The organism is Vagococcus sp. CY52-2 (assembly GCF_022655055.1).
GTDB lineage: Bacteria > Bacillota > Bacilli > Lactobacillales > Vagococcaceae > Vagococcus.
Window position 1 is genome coordinate 2,000,762 of record NZ_CP093384.1, and the last position, 18,560, is coordinate 2,019,321.

At 33.4% G+C, this 18,560-nt stretch carries 21 protein-coding genes and 1 other annotated feature; of the genes, 4 read left to right on the forward strand and 17 right to left on the reverse strand.

The genetic code is table 11. The features are described 5' to 3' along the window. Positions 1 to 61 precede the first annotated feature (61 nt). The 4 genes from MN187_RS09820 (at position 62) to serS (ending at position 4,576) form a co-directional block, all read left to right on the forward strand. Positions 62 to 1,327 carry a serine hydrolase gene (locus MN187_RS09820; protein ID WP_241699655.1) on the forward strand — a complete coding sequence of 422 codons (1,266 nt, stop codon included), beginning with the start codon at positions 62 to 64 and terminating at the stop codon, positions 1,325 to 1,327. A gap of 51 nt (positions 1,328 to 1,378) precedes the next feature. Further along, positions 1,379 to 2,662, forward strand: a complete 1,284-nt coding sequence (locus tag MN187_RS09825) for a serine hydrolase domain-containing protein (RefSeq protein ID WP_241699654.1) — start codon at positions 1,379 to 1,381, stop codon at positions 2,660 to 2,662. Between the two features lie 15 nt (positions 2,663 to 2,677). After that, positions 2,678 to 2,977, forward strand: coding sequence for a MazG-like family protein (locus MN187_RS09830; RefSeq protein ID WP_117973714.1), 300 nt, complete (start codon positions 2,678 to 2,680; stop codon positions 2,975 to 2,977). Positions 2,978 to 3,014: 37 nt separating this feature from the next. Beyond that, positions 3,015 to 3,240, forward strand: a binding site (T-box leader). Positions 3,241 to 3,301: 61 nt separating this feature from the next. Then, on the forward strand, positions 3,302 to 4,576 hold the full coding sequence (gene serS, locus MN187_RS09835; RefSeq protein ID WP_241699653.1) for a serine--tRNA ligase: 1,275 nt from the start codon (positions 3,302 to 3,304) through the stop codon (positions 4,574 to 4,576). A gap of 54 nt (positions 4,577 to 4,630) precedes the next feature. On the opposite strand, the gene MN187_RS09840 is transcribed toward serS, so the two are convergent. The 17 genes from MN187_RS09840 to rpmH all read right to left on the reverse strand — a co-directional run bounded on the left by MN187_RS09840 (position 4,631) and on the right by rpmH (position 18,188). After that, entirely contained in the window at positions 4,631 to 4,867 is a 237-nt protein-coding gene (locus MN187_RS09840) for a Rossmann-fold NAD(P)-binding domain-containing protein (protein WP_241699652.1), read from the reverse strand. Positions 4,868 to 4,901: 34 nt separating this feature from the next. Continuing rightward, positions 4,902 to 5,246 (reverse strand): lactate/malate family dehydrogenase, encoded by a 345-nt coding sequence (locus MN187_RS09845; protein WP_117973719.1) that lies wholly within the window; start codon positions 5,244 to 5,246, stop codon positions 4,902 to 4,904. Positions 5,247 to 5,489: 243 nt separating this feature from the next. Further along, positions 5,490 to 6,971, reverse strand: a complete 1,482-nt coding sequence (gene guaB, locus MN187_RS09850; protein WP_241699651.1) for an IMP dehydrogenase — start codon at positions 6,969 to 6,971, stop codon at positions 5,490 to 5,492. Positions 6,972 to 7,096: 125 nt separating this feature from the next. Next, positions 7,097 to 7,798, reverse strand: coding sequence for a DUF1129 domain-containing protein (locus tag MN187_RS09855; RefSeq protein WP_241699650.1), 702 nt, complete (start codon positions 7,796 to 7,798; stop codon positions 7,097 to 7,099). 21 nt (positions 7,799 to 7,819) lie between these two features. Next, positions 7,820 to 8,920 (reverse strand): redox-regulated ATPase YchF, encoded by a 1,101-nt coding sequence (gene ychF / locus MN187_RS09860; protein WP_117973725.1) that lies wholly within the window; start codon positions 8,918 to 8,920, stop codon positions 7,820 to 7,822. A gap of 34 nt (positions 8,921 to 8,954) precedes the next feature. Next, entirely contained in the window at positions 8,955 to 9,140 is a 186-nt protein-coding gene (locus tag MN187_RS09865) for a DUF951 domain-containing protein (protein ID WP_241699649.1), read from the reverse strand. A 94-nt stretch (positions 9,141 to 9,234) separates the two neighbouring features. Further along, positions 9,235 to 10,119, reverse strand: coding sequence for a ParB/RepB/Spo0J family partition protein (locus MN187_RS09870; protein WP_241699648.1), 885 nt, complete (start codon positions 10,117 to 10,119; stop codon positions 9,235 to 9,237). Continuing rightward, the gene (locus MN187_RS09875) at positions 10,103 to 10,873 is read right to left on the reverse strand and encodes a ParA family protein (RefSeq protein WP_117973731.1); all 771 of its coding nucleotides are present in this window, start codon (positions 10,871 to 10,873) and stop codon (positions 10,103 to 10,105) included. The genes MN187_RS09870 and MN187_RS09875 overlap by 17 nt, the downstream gene beginning before the upstream one ends. A 58-nt stretch (positions 10,874 to 10,931) precedes the next feature. Continuing rightward, a complete protein-coding gene (rsmG, locus tag MN187_RS09880) occupies positions 10,932 to 11,651 on the reverse strand; it encodes a 16S rRNA (guanine(527)-N(7))-methyltransferase RsmG (protein ID WP_117973732.1) in 720 nt (239 codons plus the stop codon). A 167-nt stretch (positions 11,652 to 11,818) separates the two neighbouring features. After that, positions 11,819 to 12,058, reverse strand: coding sequence for a hypothetical protein (locus MN187_RS09885; RefSeq protein WP_241699647.1), 240 nt, complete (start codon positions 12,056 to 12,058; stop codon positions 11,819 to 11,821). Between the two features lie 168 nt (positions 12,059 to 12,226). Continuing rightward, entirely contained in the window at positions 12,227 to 12,352 is a 126-nt protein-coding gene (locus MN187_RS10550; RefSeq protein WP_256463833.1) for a hypothetical protein, read from the reverse strand. Between the two features lie 151 nt (positions 12,353 to 12,503). Then, positions 12,504 to 14,411: a tRNA uridine-5-carboxymethylaminomethyl(34) synthesis enzyme MnmG gene (mnmG, locus tag MN187_RS09890; RefSeq protein WP_117973737.1), complete on the reverse strand. Its 1,908-nt coding sequence runs from the start codon at positions 14,409 to 14,411 to the stop codon at positions 12,504 to 12,506. A gap of 14 nt (positions 14,412 to 14,425) precedes the next feature. Then, positions 14,426 to 15,820, reverse strand: a complete 1,395-nt coding sequence (gene mnmE, locus MN187_RS09895; RefSeq protein ID WP_241699646.1) for a tRNA uridine-5-carboxymethylaminomethyl(34) synthesis GTPase MnmE — start codon at positions 15,818 to 15,820, stop codon at positions 14,426 to 14,428. 209 nt (positions 15,821 to 16,029) lie between these two features. Then, positions 16,030 to 16,779 carry an RNA-binding cell elongation regulator Jag/EloR gene (jag, locus tag MN187_RS09900; protein ID WP_117973741.1) on the reverse strand — a complete coding sequence of 250 codons (750 nt, stop codon included), beginning with the start codon at positions 16,777 to 16,779 and terminating at the stop codon, positions 16,030 to 16,032. A gap of 18 nt (positions 16,780 to 16,797) precedes the next feature. Continuing rightward, a complete protein-coding gene (locus MN187_RS09905; protein ID WP_117973856.1) occupies positions 16,798 to 17,580 on the reverse strand; it encodes a YidC/Oxa1 family membrane protein insertase in 783 nt (260 codons plus the stop codon). A 50-nt stretch (positions 17,581 to 17,630) separates the two neighbouring features. Further along, the gene (gene rnpA / locus MN187_RS09910) at positions 17,631 to 17,969 is read right to left on the reverse strand and encodes a ribonuclease P protein component (protein ID WP_117973743.1); all 339 of its coding nucleotides are present in this window, start codon (positions 17,967 to 17,969) and stop codon (positions 17,631 to 17,633) included. A gap of 84 nt (positions 17,970 to 18,053) precedes the next feature. Continuing rightward, positions 18,054 to 18,188, reverse strand: coding sequence for a 50S ribosomal protein L34 (rpmH, locus tag MN187_RS09915; protein WP_071457793.1), 135 nt, complete (start codon positions 18,186 to 18,188; stop codon positions 18,054 to 18,056). Positions 18,189 to 18,560 lie beyond the last annotated feature (372 nt).

Consider the following 18,560-nt stretch of genomic DNA (forward strand, 5'->3'; position numbering starts at 1 on the left):
CTATTGTTTTCTATTGGTTAATTTGTTAAATTAATTTCAGTTAAATATTAGGAGATTGTTTATGACATTACTAAAAAAAAAACGTGCTCTATTTTTTCTACTGTTATCTTTTTTATTCATTCTTCCTGTATCAGTTGTTGCTGAACAAAACAGTTTTGATGTTCCTGCAAAAGCTGCAATCGCTGTTGATTTTGATACGGGAAAAATTTTATATGAAAAAAATAGTGAAGCCCCTCTTCCTATTGCTTCAATGTCCAAGTTATTATCAGCATACTTAGTATATGAAGCAATTGATACAAAAAAAATAAACTGGAATGATAAAGTGCCTTTTGATGATGCTTTAATCAAACTAACTGAAGACCCAGATTTATCTAATATTCCAATCAAAAAAGAATTAACTTATACAGTTGATGATAATGTAAAAGCCATGCTCATTTCTTCTTCAAACGTTTCAACAACTGCACTTGCTAGACTGGTTTCGGGTAGTGAGCAAGCTTTTGTTGATAGTATGAATCAACATATTAAGGATTGGGGTATCACTGATGGCGTATTTATTTCTGCCTCTGGTTTAGATACACAAGATCTTTTAACAGTAGATCGTTACCCAAACTCTAAACCCGAAGATAGTAATATTTTATCAGCAAAAGACATGGTAATCGTAGCTCGACATCTCATTTCTGATTATCCTGAAGTATTAGATATTACGAAACAATCTCACTACACATTATTTCAAGGAACTGATAATGAAGAAACTTTCTGGTCATCTAATTTAATGTTACCGGATTTGTATTACTATACTGAAGGTGTCGATGGATTAAAAACAGGGACAACCCCAAATGCTGGAGCTTGCTTTATTGGTTCAACCATACAAAATGGGCACCGTATTATTACGGTTGTAATGAATGTAGACGAAGAATATGATCGATTTGAAGTCACGAAAAACTTACTCAATTATGTTAATACGAATTGGGAATATAAAACTATTGTTAAAAAAGGCGATAGCGCCGTTGTGAACAACCTCGATGTACCAAATGGAAAGTCTGAATCAGTTGCACTAACCTTAGCTGAACCTATTTCATTATGGGTCAATAAAGAGACGACTGAATTAAAACAAGTTTTTGCTTCAACTAAAGATGCAGTCTCTGCTCCTCTTAAAAAAAATGAAGTAGTAGGCCAACAAATTGTATCAGATAGTGCAGATAAATTAGGTTATCTAAGCGACACAGACAAACATGATGCCACCGGTAAAGTGATCACAAAAACAGACGTACAAAAAGCAAATATTTTTGTAAGAGTATGGCGTTCTTTGAAAAACAGCATACACTAATGCTGTTTTTTATATTATTAATTATTAGAAACGGAAATTGGAGAATAATTTATGAAAAAATCACGTATCGCATATGACAAACTTAAAAGAAAACAGAAGTGGATTGGCTTATTATTCTTTATCATTGGTGTCCTCATAAGTATTAGTATATTAATTACTCTATTGGTTATCTATCCTGATGAGCTAACGGCTATCATAAAGAGTAATAAAACAACCACGCAAACAATTATATCTTCCGAAACAAAAGAATCAAGTCAAACGACAACACAGTCATCTGATAGAAATACAGAAGGAGATTTTATTCCTAGGACAAATTTTGCTCAGACAGCATCGACTCCTTTACTATATCAACCATTAAAACAAGCCTTAGAGCAAAATATCGCCTCAAGAGAACTCTCTGGGACGCTGTTAGCCATTAAAGATAATCAAGTAGTTATGTATAATTCATTTGGCTATGCCAAAGATGTATCATGGAAAGCTCAAGATAGTACCTACATGATTGCCTCTATTCAAAAATTTTATACTGCATTACTTATCTCAACTTTAATCTCTGAAAAAAAATTGACATTAGATACTACTTTAGATAAATTTTATCCAGAAATACCTGGAAGTAATCAAATTACGATAGATTCTCTTCTATCAATGACTTCCGGACTGAAATTAGATTCTAGTAAAATCCCTACTTCCATAAACGAACAAACTGAATGGGAGGAATATGTCTTAAAAAATACGACACATCAAAATTCAAATAAATGGGACTACTCTCCGGTTAATTTTAATTTGCTTGCTATGATTATTCAAAAAATAACTGGACAAACATATGAAGAATATTTTAAGAAGGCAGTAACAGAACCTCTTAATTTAAAGCAAACAGGTTTTTATACCGATTTATCAGATAACACTCATCTTGTCCCTGTATATGAAGAAAATGGAACACTAAGAAAAAAAGATATTCCTAATTATGCTTATGTTAGAGAACTAGGTACTGGAAACATGTTTGTTTCACCGAAAGATTTTGCAACTGTCGTCCAAGCTACTATGGATGGTAAATTTGGAGATTTAAATGTAGTTAAATCTATGTGGTTAAAAGACTCACCTTACGGTACAACTTATTATAAATCCGGTCTTTACAGAAAAGTACTCGATGAAAACGGACCGACCATTTTCTGGGGACACGGTATTTTTAGGGGCTATGAACCCACTGTTATTTTTAATAATGATGCCAGTGACATGGTTATTTATTTCAGTAATCAATACTTAACCAATAAATCGAATACCATCGCAACAAAAGAATTTTATGATATCATTTCTCAAAATGTCACCTTCAATCAATAAAGGAGATTCATATCAATGGATTTAATACGTTTAATTAATTTAGCAAAAAAAGAACCAAAATCTCTTGAAGAAATGGGTTTAAAATTATCAGAAGAAACTGGAGAAGTAGCTGAAGCCATTTTAAAATATAAAAAATCCAGTGGAAGTCAATACAAATGTGGTACGTTAGATGATTTGAAGGAAGAGTGTGCGGATACTTTACTTGTGGCTCTTTCCCTATATTTTCAATTAGAAGATAGTTCTATAGGTGAGCTAAACAATATCATTAATATAAAAGCTGACAAATGGGAAAAGAATATGAAAATCAAAGATTAGTTGACATAGATACCAAAACTAGCTATAATTTTGCTAAATAAACAAATTGTGAAAGACTAGTATTTATATTGCTTGTTTTAAGAGAGTTAGCGGTTGGTGTGAGCTAATAACAACAGATAAAGAATCCACTTTCAAAGCATTTCTAGCGAACTCTATGCACTAAGCTAGAACGGGAAAAGCAATCCGTTAACATACTTACTTAGAGACAATATCTATTGTCTAAAATTTGGGTGGTACCGCGAATTCAATCTCTCGCCCCAGAAAATCAATTGATTTTCTGGAGTGAGAGATTTTTTTATTTTAAAAATTTAAGGAGGAAATATCATGTTAGATTTAAAATTTATACGTCAGAATACTGAATTAGTTAAGGAAAAACTCATGACTCGTGGAGTAGATGGAGAAAAAATTGATGAATTTATCCGTTTAGATCAAGAGCGTCGTGACAATTTAGTAAAAGTTGAAACACTTAAAAAACATCGTAACGATGTGTCTCAAGACATTGCAAAATTAAAAAGAGAAAAACAAAATGCTGATGATAAAATTCAAGAAATGAAACAAGTCGGAGAGGATATCAAAGTTTTAGATGAAAACATCAATGCAATTGATGAAAAGTTAGAATATATTGCTCATACACTTCCTAACCTTCCTGCTGAAGGTATTCCTGTTGGGGAAGATGAAGAAGAAAATATTGAATTAAGAAAATGGGGTACTCCTAGACAATTTGATTTTGAGCCAAAACCTCATTGGGAAGTAGCGGAAGAATTAGATATTCTTGATTTTGAACGTGGTGCTAAAGTATCTGGTAGCCGTTTCCTTTTCTATAAAGGTGCTGGGGCTAGATTAGAACGCGCGGTATATAACTTAATGCTAGATACTCATATCTATGAACATGGTTATACAGAAATGATGCCACCATATATCGTGAATGACAAATCTATGTTTGGTACAGGACAATTTCCTAAATTTAAAGAAGATGTTTTCCAACTAGAAAATTCAAACTATACATTAATCCCGACAGCAGAAGTTCCATTAACAAACTATTATCGTGACGAGATTTTAGATAATGATGCCCTACCTGTTTACTTTACTGCTTTAAGTCCAGCCTTTCGTTCTGAAGCTGGAAGTGCCGGGAGAGATACACGTGGATTAATTCGATTACATCAATTTAATAAAGTAGAGATGGTTAAATTTAGTAAACCCGAAACATCTTATGAAGAATTAGAAAAAATGACCAATAATGCTGAAGCCATTCTACAAAAATTAAACTTACCATATCGTGTCATTGTATTATGTACTGGTGACATGGGATTCTCAGCTGCGAAAACATATGATATCGAAGTTTGGATTCCAGCTCAAGAAACCTATCGTGAAATCAGCTCTTGTTCTAATTGTGAAGACTTCCAAGCTAGACGTGCAAAAATTCGTTACAGAGATGAAGAAGAAAAAGTACAATATGTTCATACTTTAAACGGTTCTGGTTTGGCTGTTGGTCGTACCGTTGCAGCTATTTTAGAAAATTATCAAAATGAAGATGGCAGTGTAACAATACCTGAAGCTCTTGTTCCTTACATGGGCGGAATGACTAAAATTACAAAATAATAAAAAAGCTCCTCCGTTTAGTTTCATTTTAAATGAATTCAACGGAGGAATTTTTTATTGTTCCAGATATTGTGTTACTTGCTCAACAAATTGTTTAAATAATAAGTCTTCTTTTTTCGTTAAGTCTAAAGATAGTGCTTTAACAATACATCCTTTACCTAAAACTGCGGGATAACCTATATGAATATTATCTTTTTCTTGATAAATCAACAAAGGATAAATCTTTTTTTCATCTTTTAAAATAGACTGAATCACCTGGATGTAGTTGAAGATATTCCATAACTTGTCCAATTTTTACGTTGAGATTTCCTATCCCCCAAAACGATTAGCCTCTTTCTTTCATTTTTTCCAATTCATCTTCTGATAACGACACAATGTCTAATAATTTTTGTGTGCCTACCACCACTGTAGTCCATGTGACAAACTGACTTTCCCTATGTTCACCTAACACATCACCATTGATAGATTGACCAGAAACACCTAATTTTTCCCCAACAATACGTTTCATACGATTAGTATCTAAACTCATACCGGTCCCAATCACTCGATATGTTGGAAAACTACTTTCTTGGTAAACAAGGGTTGTAATCACATCGCAAGGATTAGTAATGACTAAGAATATTCCTTTAAACCCACTAGAAACAACTTGTGAGATAATGGCGATACTCATATAATAAAATAGTGGTTTTTACATCTGTTCATCATCAAGCTATCTGTGAGTTTTAAATATTCTACCATTACTTTTCTTTGTTTTTATCAATTAACACTAATCCATCTATTTGACCTTTTGTATATAAGGTATAAGCAATATCTGATTCAACATACCCTAATCCAATAATTCCAACTTTCCTTAAATATAATTCCTTCTTTCTAAAAAAAGAGGCAGGAAAATCCCGACCTCTTTTAATCCATTTTATGAAATTGAATAGTTTGGTGCTTCTTTAGTAATTTGAACATCATGAGGATGAGATTCTCTTAGACCAGCGCCACTCATTTCAACAAATTGTGCGTTGTCTCTTAACTCTTTTAAGTTTCCAGCTCCAACATAACCCATTCCAGCACGTAACCCTCCTAGTAATTGGAAGATAATATCTTGTACACTACCTTTGTACGCTACACGACCTTCAATACCTTCGGGAACTAATTTGTTTGCTTCATTAACAGAACTTTGGAAATAACGGTCACTTGAACCTTTTTCCATAGCTCCTAAAGAACCCATTCCACGGTATGTTTTAAAACGACGACCTTGGAAAATTTCAAATTCACCAGGGGATTCATCTGTTCCAGCTAACATTGAGCCTAACATAACAACATACCCACCAGCTGCTAGTGCTTTAACAATATCTCCAGAGTACTTAATACCACCATCAGCGATGATTGTACGACCATATTCACGAGCGACACCTGCTGCATCATAAATAGCTGTTAATTGTGGGACACCAACACCCGCCACAACACGTGTTGTACAGATTGAACCAGGGCCAATTCCGACTTTTACAACATCCACCCCAACGTCATATAATGCACGTGTTGCTTCAGCAGTCGCAACGTTTCCTGCAATTAATGTCACATCTGGAAAGGCATCACGAATTTCTTTAATTTTACGAATAACACCCGCACTATGTCCATGGGCGGTATCAATAACTAACGCATCAACGCCTGCCTCAATTAAAGCACCCGCACGCTCAAATGTATCACTCGTTACCCCAACAGCCGCAGCAACTAATAAACGTCCATGCTCGTCTTTTGCGGCATTAGGAAATTCAATCACTTTTTCAATATCTTTAATCGTAATTAAACCACTTAATCGACCTTTAGCATCTACGATAGGTAGTTTTTCTATTTTATGTTGCTGAAGGATTTTTTCTGCATCTTTTAAAGATGTTCCAACTGGAGCTGTTACGAGACCTTCTTTTGTCATAACATCTTTAATCATTAAATTATAGTCAGTCACAAAACGTAAATCACGGTTTGTTAAAATACCAACTAATATTCTATTTTCTAATGTATCAACAATAGGTACACCACTAATACGATATTTAGCCATTAAATGTTCTGCATCACTTACTTTATGTTCTGGAGTTAAAAAGAATGGATCGATAATCACACCACTTTCAGAACGTTTTACTTTGCGTACTTCATCTTTTTGTTGTTCCACACTCATATTTTTATGGATAACACCTAGACCACCTTGTCTAGCCATAGCAATAGCCATTTTACTGTCTGTCACAGTATCCATACTGGCACTCATAATTGGAATATTCAACTTAATCTTAGATGATAATTCAACACTTAAATCGACATCGTTTGGCAATACATGACTTTCTGCTGGAATTAATAGAACATCATCAAATGTATACCCTTTTTTTGAAAATTTAGTTTCCCAATTTGACATTAGAAATTCGCACTCCTTTAATTTTGTTTTATTAACAAACTTACCAAATAATCTGTTATTCGTCAATCTTATATAAACGAAAAACCAAACAAATTTTCTTTAAAAAATGTTTGGTCTTCTTATTTTTAAGGACGTAAGAACATACTTCCTTGAATATTGTATTTTTTCTTTAATAAGTAACGGATACCAAATGCTACCACACCTAAAATAAGCGTTAAAACTGGGTCAAGTGATGGATTGATTGCATGTGGGATAAACGCAGATAATGAAAAAATCATTAACCACGGGATAAAGCATAATGCCATAATCCCACCTGTCTTCCATACACCAGGTCGTTTACTTCTATCAGCTCCTGGCATATCGTATATATAAATATAACGATAGATTAAGTAAAATGATAGACCACCTGACATCGCACCAATCGTGATACTTAATATGCCTTGTGTCGGTTGCGGTGTTTTAGAAATCATCGTTAATACACCCGTCATAACAGCTAAAAATGTAAACAATAATAAACTATTATCTAACCACATCGAAGCAAAATTAGTTTTCGTTGGCGTTGCTGGTTTTGTGGTAACAAACACAACAGCTTCCGTCGGTGTCCCATATAATTGTTTAGCGGTTACTCCTGTTTTTTGTCCTTCAACTAATGCTTTTAACATGGTGTTAAAGACTTCTATTTTTTGACGTTCATCAATCACTACACCATCATCTAATAATTTATTTAAATCAAACATAAATTGATTATTTTTTTTTGTTAATTGTTTTTCTAATTCACGATTTTCTGAGACTTTTTGTTGTAACTCTTCATTTGTTAACTCAGTCATTGTTGTCACCTATTCTTTCCATTAAACATTAAAACGGAAGAGCATTACATCACCATCTTGAACAACATAATCCTTTCCTTCTAAACGCACACGACCAGCTTCTTTAGCTGCATGCATGCTTCCATATTCTTTTAAATCAGTGTAAGAAACTGTTTCCGCGCGAATAAATCCTCGTTCAAAATCAGTATGAATAATACCCGCACATTCTGGTGCTTTCATTCCCACTTTAAATGTCCAAGCACGTACTTCTTGCTCACCAGCCGTAAAATAAGTAGCTAGCCCTAGTAAATGATATGCTGCACGAATTAATTTATCTAAACCAGATTCTTCAATACCTAATGCTTCAAGGAAATCTTTTTTATCATCTTCATCAAGCTCTGCTATTTCTTCTTCTGCTCTAGCACATACAGTAATGACTTCAGCATTTTCAGTTGCTGCAAATTCTTTTACTTTTTTTACGTAATCATTGTTTTCTGTATCTGCTATTTCATCTTCCGCTACGTTTGCAACATACAATACAGGTTTTGTTGTTAATAAAAATAATCCTTTTACAATAGGTAATTCTTCATCAGTGAATGCAATCGATCTAGCTGATTTTCCTTCTTCTAAAACAGGCTTAATTTTTTCTAATACTGCTAATTCTGCGACTGCTTCCTTGTCTTTTGTTTTAGCAATTTTTGATACACGTGCAAAACGTTTATCAACTGACTCTAAATCTGCTAACACAAGTTCTAAATTAATGGTATCAATATCTGCTAATGGATCCACACGCCCTTCAACGTGAGTGATATTATCATCATCAAAACAACGAACAACATGACAAATCGCATCTACTTGTCGAATATGACTTAAAAACTTATTTCCAAGTCCCTCGCCCTTACTAGCTCCACGAACAATTCCCGCAATATCTGTAAATTCAAAGGTCGCTGGGACTGTTTTTTTCGGTTTAACTAATTTTGTTAATTCTTCTAATCGATAATCTGGCACTTCTACCATTCCTACATTTGGATCGATTGTTGCAAAAGGATAATTGGCAGCTTCTGCACCTGCTTTTGTTATTGCATTAAATAAAGTTGATTTTCCAACGTTTGGCAATCCAACAATTCCTGCCGTTAATGACATAGTTATTTTCCACTCTTTCTTTTTAATCTTTAAATTAATCTTCTTTTTTCACTAATACCTTTTTCATCTTCTTATCAAATTCACGTCGGGGCATCATCACAATATGCTGACAGTTTAAGCATCTAATTTTGATATCCATTCCCATACGAATAATCTCCCAACGGTTTGTTTGACACGCATGTGGTTTTTTCATTTCGACTATATCGCCTAAATCGTACATACTAAACGTCCCTCCTTGATTCATTTTCTACGTGATATATCTTAACATAATTTTATCAGATTCATACTCATTTATCCTATTTTTATAAGTACAATTAATCAAATTCAATATTTAATAAATCTAAAATACGTGTCAAATCCGAAGAAGAAAGATATTCGATTTCTATTTTTCCCTTGCCTTCTTTTTCTTGGATATGAACACTTGTACCAAATTTATCCATTAATCGTTCTTCACTTTCAATGATATAATAAGGCTTCGGTTGTTGCTCTTTCTTTTTAACAAGCTCTTTTTTAGGCATATCATTCATCTGAGTGACCATCTGCTCTAATTGTCGGACGGTGAGTCCTTCTTTAATGGCTCGATTTGCTACGACTAAAATATCTTCTTTTTTCTTCAATCCAAGTAATGTTCTTGCTTGTCCCATTGAAAGCGACTCTTTTTGTACTAAATCTTTTACTACTTTTGGTAATGCTAATAAACGTAGATAATTTGCGATATATGGACGACTCTTACCTAATTTTTCAGACAGTTCTACCTGTGTTAAATCTAAATTTTTCATCAACATCTCATATGCTTCTGCTTCTTCAAGAGGATTTAAATCTTCTCGCTGTAAGTTTTCTAATACAGCAATCTGCATCATACGCTCTTCATCAAACTCACGAATAATTGCTGGTATTGTTTCTTTTCCTGCCAATTTAGATGCTCTAAAACGACGTTCACCCGCAATAATTTCATAACCTTTTACAGAAGATTGTCTCACAATGATTGGTTGAAACACACCTGATTGTTTAATAGATGAAGCTAACTCCTCTAGAGCCTTTTCATCAAATGTTTTACGTGGTTGATAAGGATTAGGTCTTAATTCTGCTAACGGAATATCTTGAACAGCCTCTGACTGAATATCTACTTCTTCAATTGTCGATAAATCTTGGAATAATGCGTCAATCCCTCGCCCTAATCCTTTATTCGACTTGTTCACGATTCATCACTTCCTTTGCTAATGCTTGATACACTTCTGCACCTCTAGATTTTGGATCATAATCAATAATCGCTTTACCATGACTGGGTGCTTCAGACAGTCTTACATTTCTTGGAATAATAGTATCATATACTCGCTCTCTAAAATAAGTTCGAACTTCTTCTACTACTTCTGAACCTAAATTAGTCCTAGCGTCATACATCGTCAACAACACACCTTCTATACGTAAATCCGGATTAAAGTGTTTTTGTACTAAACGTATCGTATTTAATAATTGACTCAATCCTTCTAGTGCATAATATTCACACTGAACAGGAATTAAAATGGAATCACTCGATGTAAATGAATTGATTGTTAAATGGCCTAACGATGGTGGACAATCGATTAATATATAATCATATTTAGCTTCCACTTCTTTTAGAGCGAGTTTTAATCGTGATTCTCTTGCCATCATAGATGTTAACTCAATCTCTGCTCCAGATAGTTGAATCGTCGCTGGTGCGATATCCATTCCTTCTCTATTCGTTTTTTGAATGACTTCAATGATGGGAACTTCATTAACTAAGACATCATAAATATCTTGAGATACATCCGCTTTACGTATGCCTATACCACTTGTCGCATTTCCTTGTGCATCCATATCTACTAATAATACTTTTTTTCCTTCGTACGCTAAACACGCACCAAGATTGACTGTAGTAGTCGTTTTACCAACTCCGCCTTTTTGGTTTGCTACAGAAATAATTCTAGCCATAATAGGTCCCTCCGTTTCTTACTCATTGTGTCTAATGATTTATCAGGCACCTTCATTTTTATACTAATGGTTTTTTATTTGGTAATCCTGCTTTACGAGGATATTTATTTGGTGTAACTTTCTTTTTATCTATTTCAATAATAAAGCGTTCATCTTGTGTTATAGGTAAACTAACCTCATGTTCTGATACAACTTTACCACCAAGTGTTGCTATTGCTTTTTTAGCTTCTAATAATTCTTCTTCACTCTTAGCTGCTTTCATTGCTAAAAATTGTCCATCTTGTTTAACTAAAGGTAAACACAACTCTGCCAACACATTTAATCGTGCAACCGCTCGAGCTGTCACCAAGTCAAAAGACTCTCGATATAATTTATTTTGTCCGAAATCTTCCGCTCTTGAATGATACAAATTGACATTATCTAATCCCAATTCTGTTGTTAATTCCGTTAAAAATTTAATACGTTTATTCAACGAATCAACAATCGAAATAGTGATATTAGGGAAAACAATTTTCAAAGGAATACTTGGAAACCCTGCACCCGATCCCACATCACACAAAGTTACTTCCTCTTTTGTCATATCTCGTTCAAACGCTAACGTTAATGAGTCGTAAAAGTGTTTTAAATACACTTCTTTTTTGTCTACAATTGCGGTTAGGTTTATTTTTTCGTTCCATTCAACAAGGCGTTTAAAATACAATTCAAACTGATTCATTTGTTTATCACTCAACACGATACCATGTTTTTTCAAATTCTTTTTAAACTCTTCTGGTGTCATTTTTATTCTCCTTCATGTGAAACAATCAGTGTTTCACGGATATGTCCACTTTATCGTATCCATCTTAAAAGTTCAATGCTTAATACGTCAGTTTTAATAAAAAAGCAACCCTAAATAACGAATAAGTTTACTTTTTTTTATTTATAAAATGTTTCACGTGGAACATTTTAATTTACACGACTATTTTCAAAATACTTACGTAAAAAAACAACTATATTTTCGCGAATTGTTTCACTTGCGTTTATACTAGATAATGTATCATTTAAAAAGTCTTCAATTGTTTCATTCGTTACCGATTCGTAGCTAAAATAATTAAAATGTCGTTGCTGAAATTCACGTAAGTCTTTAATTATTTGCTGAAATTCATTAAATAGCTTTTCTTGGATAAATGGTTCATATTGATTCAACTAATTATCTAACTCATTAAGAGATTCACTACTTTTGACTACTCCTTCTTGAATCAATTTAACATACGTTTCTTCTAACGTTAATTCACTATTTTCTTTCAACAACTGTAAGCTTCCTTTAATGCTTCTTGTCCTATCTATCGTTTGTTGCAATAAATCAAATAAATTTCAAAACAAATGATACTCTTTTTCGTACTGTTTTTGTGTCATAAAAATAAAACTATCTTGTTTTGCTAACATTTTTACTAGTTCTCTATCTTGCTTTATTTGTTTGCTTTGTATTGTTCGCTGCATTTGATACGTCAAAAAATCGACACACTACTAATCAATATTGCTAATATAGCCATACCTATTGTCAAATATGCCATAATAGTCACCTCTTCTTAATTATACCAAAACTTCACTTGAATCCTTAAGTATTTATATAAAAAGAAAAGGCCTAATATTAGGCCTTTTCACTATCTATCTTTGCTATTTTCCCTTGTTCGATATAAACCATCAAAATGCTTATATCTGAAGGATTAACTCCACTTATTCGACTTGCTTGAGCAATTGTTTCTGGGCGGATTTTTTCTAATTTTTGAACTGCTTCTGTTGCCAAGCTGTTTATTGCCTTATAATCAATATTTTCTGGGATACGTTTTGCTTCCATACGCTTTAATTTTTCAACTTTATCTTTTGCTTTTTTTATATATCCTTCATACTTCACTTGAATTTCTACTTGTTCAATCACATAACGAGGTAATGGTTTTTCTGGTTTTGGGATAAATTGACCCAAATCATGATAAGTAATTTCAGGGCGTTTTAGAAAATCGCGAGCTAAAATCCCATCTTTTAGCGGAGCCAGTTCTTTTTCTTCTAAGAATGCTTGAATGTCTTTGGTTGGTTTCAAACGAATTTTTCCTAATCTTTCTAATTCATTTTCCACCATCATTTTTTTCTCTTGATATTGTTCATATCTTGAGTCATCTACTAACCCAATGTCATGTCCCATCTCTGTTAGACGTAAATCTGCATTATCATGACGTAATAGTAAACGATACTCTGCACGAGATGTTAGCAGTCGATAAGGTTCATTCGTTCCTTTCGTTACCAAATCGTCGATTAACACTCCGATGTACGCATCGCTTCTTTTTAAAATAAATGGTTCTTTGCCTTGTATTTTTAAGGCAGCATTTATTCCTGCCATTAATCCTTGACAAGCGGCTTCTTCATACCCTGATGTTCCATTAGTTTGTCCTGCTGTATAAAGACCTGAAATCTTCATTGTTTCAAGTGTTGGACGTAATTGATGAGGCACAACGACATCATACTCAATCGCATAACCACTACGCATAATTTTCGCTTTTTCCAATCCTTCAATGCTTTGAACCATCTCTTTTTGGACATCTTCTGGTAATGAAGTTGACAGACCTTGAACATAGACTTCTTCAGTATGTTCTCCTTCTGGTTCTAAAAATATTTGATGGCGAGGTTTATCACTAAAGCGAACGATTTTATCTTCAATCGACGGACAATATCTTGCCCCTACACCTTCAACAATTCCTGTAAACATTGGAGCACGGTGTAAATTGTCGCGAATAACTGTATGTGTATCTAAGTTTGTATAAGTTAACCAACATGGTAATTGATCTGTACGGTACTGATCATCTGTGCTTTCAAAACTAAAATGGTTGGGTTGTTTGTCCCCTGGTTGTTCTTCTGTCACTGAATAATCAATCGTACTTGATTTTACTCGTGGTGGCGTTCCTGTTTTAAATCGTTCTATCTCTAATCCAATTTCTTTTAAGTTATTTGCTAATCCAATTGAGGGCAATGAGTTATTTGGGCCAGAAGAATATTTCAATTCACCAATAATAATTTCACCACGCAAAGCAGTTCCTGCTGTAATGATAACTGCTTTACTTGTATATTGTGTACCCGTACTTAGCTCAACCCCATAACACACATCATCTTTAACTAATAATTTTTCTACGATACCTTGCTTAACAACTAAATTATCTTCTTTTTCTAATGTATGCTTTAATTCTGATTGATACGCATGTTTATCTGCTTGTGCTCGTAGGGCTCTTACAGCTGGTCCTTTACCAGTATTCAACATACGCATTTGAATATAGGTTTTATCAATATTACGACCCATTTCTCCACCTAGTGCATCAATTTCACGAACCACTACACCTTTAGCTGGTCCCCCTATTGATGGGTTACAAGGCATAAACCCAATCATATCTAAATTTAATGTCACAAGTAGTGTACTCATGCCCATTCTTGCTGCAGCTAAAGAAGCTTCTGAACCTGCATGTCCACCACCAACAACAATGATATCATAATCTCTCATTTCAATAGTTTCCATTAATGTTAATCTCCTTATTTTCCTAAACAGAACTGACTAAATAACTGGGTAATTAATTCATCTTGAACATTTTCACCCATAATTTCTCCTAATAAGTCCCAAGCTCTTGTCATATCAATTTGTAATAAATCTACAGGCATCTCTGATTCGATTCCTTTTAATAACTCATCAAGAGCCATATCAGCTTGTTCTAACAATGACACATGTCTTGTGTTAGAAATATATGTTGCATCTTTTTCAGACGTATTAGAAGCAAAGAATGTGTCTTTTATTAACTGTTCTAATAAATCAATACCTCTACCCTCTAAAACTGATATCGGTAAGAATGGTGTTTCCCCTAATATATTTTGTAACTCATCTTTATCTAATTTATTTGGTAAATCATTTTTGTTCAGTAATACAATACGTTGCATATCTTTTGTTAAAGAGATTAGCTCACGATCCATCTCTGTAATAGATTCGCTTTGATTTAACACAAGTAACACTAAATCTGCTTCAGATAATGCTTTCCGACTTCGTTCTACCCCTATTTTTTCAACAATATCTTCTGTTTCACGAATACCTGCCGTATCAATTAATTTTAACGGTACACCACGTACATTAACAAACTCCTCTATAACGTCTCTTGTTGTTCCTTCTACATCTGTTACAATGGCTTTGTCTTCACGCAATAAATCATTTAATAGACTTGATTTTCCTACGTTTGGACGCCCAATAATAGCAGTTGCTAATCCTTCGCGTAAAATCTTTCCTTGTGTTGCTGTTTCTAATAAATGCGAAATATCTTCTTTCACCTCTAACGCTTTTTCCTTCATAAGTTTCGTAGTCATTTCTTCTACATCATCATACTCCGGGTAATCTATGTTTACCTCTACTTGTGCTAACGCTACTAATAATTTTTGTCTTAATGAATGAATTAATTGTGATAATCGTCCATCAAGTTGACCTAAAGCTAAGTCCATTGATTCACTTGTTTTGGCTTGTATTAAATCCATCACGGCTTCTGCTTGAGATAAATCCATACGACCATTTAAAAACGCTCGCTTGGTAAATTCTCCTGGTTCAGCTAACCTTGCCCCCTGTCTTAACAACAACTGTAACACTTGATTAGCTACAACCATCCCACCATGACAGTTTATCTCCACTATGTTTTCTCGTGTAAAGGTTTTGGGCTCTAACATCACAGAATACATCACTTCATCAATCACTTGATTTGTTTTTGGATCCTTGATATGTCCATAGTGAATCGTATGCGTCTCTACTTTGGTCAAATCCTTTTCTTTATAGTTTGTCACGCTTTGCGCAATTGTTACGGCATCATCTCCACTTAAACGAACAATACTAATAGCTCCCTCACCCGGTGGTGTTGATATCGCTACAATCGTATCAAACTCTTTTGTAATATTCATTTTTTACCTTCCTTTCTTAAAAAATACATATAAAAAAGTGCCCACTCCACCTCTTTATTTATCCCATAAGCATAAATAAAAAAGTAGATAAGCACTTTGACTGCTATCTTATTTATAATCATAGAAATAATAGCATACTTTTATAGCTATTGACAATGGATATGATAACAAAAAAAGAAGTCATACAAGGGATGTATGACTCAATAGAATTATTTTTTTAATTCAACAACTAAATAACGATGAGGTTCGTTACCTTCAGAATGCGTTTTAATGTCCTTTTCATTTGATAAAATCGAATGAACTTGCTTTCGTTCAAACGCAGGCATTGGCTCCAAAAATACAGGTTGAGTAGTATCTCTTACCTTATGAACTGCTTGATTAGCTAATCGTTTAATGATTGCTTCTCGTCTTTCACGGTAATCTCCAACATTCACTATAACAGTTAATCGATTTTTCACTAAACGATGAATATAAACCTGTGATAGATACTGAATAGCGTTTAATACTTTTCCATGTTTACCAATCAACAAACCTTTTTTGTCTGTGTCTAAATGTAACACTACATGATTATCATTACGTTGTACTCTTGTCATTGCTGGTGCTCCTAAAGCCGTCGTTATATCTGTTAAATACACCGATAACTTCGTAATAGCCTCATCAAGTGATATGTCTTGTGATTCAACTGGAGTTTCTTTTATTTCTACTTTAACTGGCTCTTGATATTCTATCATGACTTCAGATTCTATTTCTGGTTCTTCGATAATTTCTGTCGTTACTTGAATTTCTTCCTCTTTTTCTTTGGCGTTAATAGAAACAATCGCTTCTTTTTTACCAATTCCTAGAAATCCTTTTTTACCCTCTTCTATAATGGAGATAGCCGCATCGGCACGATTTATACCAAGTGAAGCCAAACCTTTTTTTATAGCTTGATCAACAGTTTCTCCCGTAAATGTTGGCATGATACGAACCCCCTCAATTTATTTTTTTCGTTTTTTTGGAGCATTTGCTTTACGCAGTGCTTTTTCTAATTCTTTTTTTCGTTGTTCTTCTGCTTCTTGTTCACGTCTAATTTTAAATGGATTATTAATCAATAATGTTTGAATTACTTGGAATGCATTTGATATTACCCAATAAAGTGATAAACCGCTAGCTAATTTAACACCCATAAATAAAATCATTAAAGGCATCACATAATTCATCGCCTTCATCGCACCTTGAACATTTGATTGGCTCATTGTTGTTAATCTTGTACTAATAAAAGTAAAGATAGCAGCTAGAATCGGTAAGATATATGTTGGATCAGGTTTACCTAACTCTAACCATAAAAATGTTCCCTCCGTTAATGCTGGAATACGAGAAATTGCTTGCCACAACGCCATCATAATTGGAAGTTGTACAACTAATGGTAAACAGCCTGATAACGGATTAACTCCTGCATCGCTGTATAAACGTTGCTGCTCTTCTTGTAATTTTCTAACCGTTTCAGAATCTTTTGAAGCATACTTTTCTTGTAATTCTTTTAATTTTGGTTGTAATTCTTGCGTTTTACGCATGCTTTTTGTCTGGTAATGCATTAAAGGTAATAAAATAATCCTAACAATAATCGTAAATAGAATAATCCCAATACCAGGATGCCCAAAAGATAACGCTTTTATCGCTTGACCAAAATAATAAACAATATATCGATCCCATAAACCAGTACTACTTTGATTGATTTCACCTGTACCACATCCTGTCAAAATAAAGACAAGAACAAACATGGACAGAATAAATAGCCATTTTTTCTTATTTTTCACTGACTAACCCTCTCTTATTTCATTAAATTAGCTAATTTAAACACATGCTGAATATTTTTCTTTACTTCATCTAAAGATAAATTAATGACTTGAGGTCTTGCAATTAATACAATATTGTAATTCGATTGAACCATCTCCTTCATATCATACAAGGATGTTCTCATTAATCGTTTCACCCGATTACGCATAACAGCATTTCCTACTTTTTTGCCAACAGATAACCCTACACGGAAATGAACGTTTTCAGGTGACTCATAGACATACACTATAAAATTTCTATTTGCAAAAGATTGCTTATTCTCAATAATTTGTTGAAACTCTTTTTCTTTTTTAATTCGATACGCTTTTTTCATATTAAATCACTCTTATCATAGCATAAAGATCGCTTTTTTTTAATTTATTATAAAAAAAAATCACTGATTCGTAGAGTCAGTGATTTATGCCGCTAATACTTTTCTTCCTTTACGACGTCTACTTGCTAATACACGGCGACCGTTTTTAGTACTCATACGTTTTCGGAAACCATGAACTTTTTGACGTTTACGTTTTTTTGGTTGATATGTTCTTTTCATTCTCATACACCTCCTATAAACTAATATGCTTTCTAAATAATCACATTAGACAGACTATGACATTATACAAATAAAATAGTCATTTTGTCAACTTTATTTAAAATCTTTCTCATTATATAGTTATCCACAATGTCTTTTTTTATTCACATTCCTGTTAAAAATTAGACACATCACATTTTTTATCCATAACTTTAATACTAGTTATCAACAATATAACAACTTGTAAAAAAGTTATTAACATTCTAAAAAAATATTGTTAAAAACTCTTTTAAACTTTAAAAAAACAACTCTTGTATTTGTGTAAAACTTGTTGATAACTAAACTGATTATAAAAAATATTCACATTTTTTTAAACTTGTTGATAACTTTTAT

Excerpts from the sequence above, each read along its gene's own strand:
- MN187_RS09820 (WP_241699655.1), top strand. The coding sequence starts at position 62 with ATGACATTACTAAAAAAAAAACGTGCTCTATTTTTTCTACTGTTATCT.
- MN187_RS09825 (WP_241699654.1), top strand. The coding sequence starts at position 1,379 with ATGAAAAAATCACGTATCGCATATGACAAACTTAAAAGAAAACAGAAG.
- MN187_RS09830 (WP_117973714.1), top strand. The coding sequence starts at position 2,678 with ATGGATTTAATACGTTTAATTAATTTAGCAAAAAAAGAACCAAAATCT.
- serS (WP_241699653.1), top strand. The coding sequence starts at position 3,302 with ATGTTAGATTTAAAATTTATACGTCAGAATACTGAATTAGTTAAGGAA.
- MN187_RS09845 (WP_117973719.1), bottom strand. The coding sequence starts at position 5,246 with ATGAGTATCGCCATTATCTCACAAGTTGTTTCTAGTGGGTTTAAAGGA.
- guaB (WP_241699651.1), bottom strand. The coding sequence starts at position 6,971 with ATGTCAAATTGGGAAACTAAATTTTCAAAAAAAGGGTATACATTTGAT.
- MN187_RS09855 (WP_241699650.1), bottom strand. The coding sequence starts at position 7,798 with ATGACTGAGTTAACAAATGAAGAGTTACAACAAAAAGTCTCAGAAAAT.
- ychF (WP_117973725.1), bottom strand. The coding sequence starts at position 8,920 with ATGTCATTAACGGCAGGAATTGTTGGATTGCCAAACGTTGGAAAATCA.
- MN187_RS09865 (WP_241699649.1), bottom strand. The coding sequence starts at position 9,140 with ATGTACGATTTAGGCGATATAGTCGAAATGAAAAAACCACATGCGTGT.
- MN187_RS09875 (WP_117973731.1), bottom strand. The coding sequence starts at position 10,873 with ATGGCTAGAATTATTTCTGTAGCAAACCAAAAAGGCGGAGTTGGTAAA.
- rsmG (WP_117973732.1), bottom strand. The coding sequence starts at position 11,651 with ATGACACCAGAAGAGTTTAAAAAGAATTTGAAAAAACATGGTATCGTG.
- MN187_RS10550 (WP_256463833.1), bottom strand. The coding sequence starts at position 12,352 with ATGCAGCGAACAATACAAAGCAAACAAATAAAGCAAGATAGAGAACTA.
- mnmG (WP_117973737.1), bottom strand. The coding sequence starts at position 14,411 with ATGGAAACTATTGAAATGAGAGATTATGATATCATTGTTGTTGGTGGT.
- mnmE (WP_241699646.1), bottom strand. The coding sequence starts at position 15,820 with ATGAATATTACAAAAGAGTTTGATACGATTGTAGCGATATCAACACCA.
- jag (WP_117973741.1), bottom strand. The coding sequence starts at position 16,779 with ATGCCAACATTTACGGGAGAAACTGTTGATCAAGCTATAAAAAAAGGT.
- MN187_RS09905 (WP_117973856.1), bottom strand. The coding sequence starts at position 17,580 with ATGTTTGTTCTTGTCTTTATTTTGACAGGATGTGGTACAGGTGAAATC.
- rnpA (WP_117973743.1), bottom strand. The coding sequence starts at position 17,969 with ATGAAAAAAGCGTATCGAATTAAAAAAGAAAAAGAGTTTCAACAAATT.
- rpmH (WP_071457793.1), bottom strand. The coding sequence starts at position 18,188 with ATGAAAAGAACATATCAACCAAAAAAACGTAAACGTCAAAAAGTTCAT.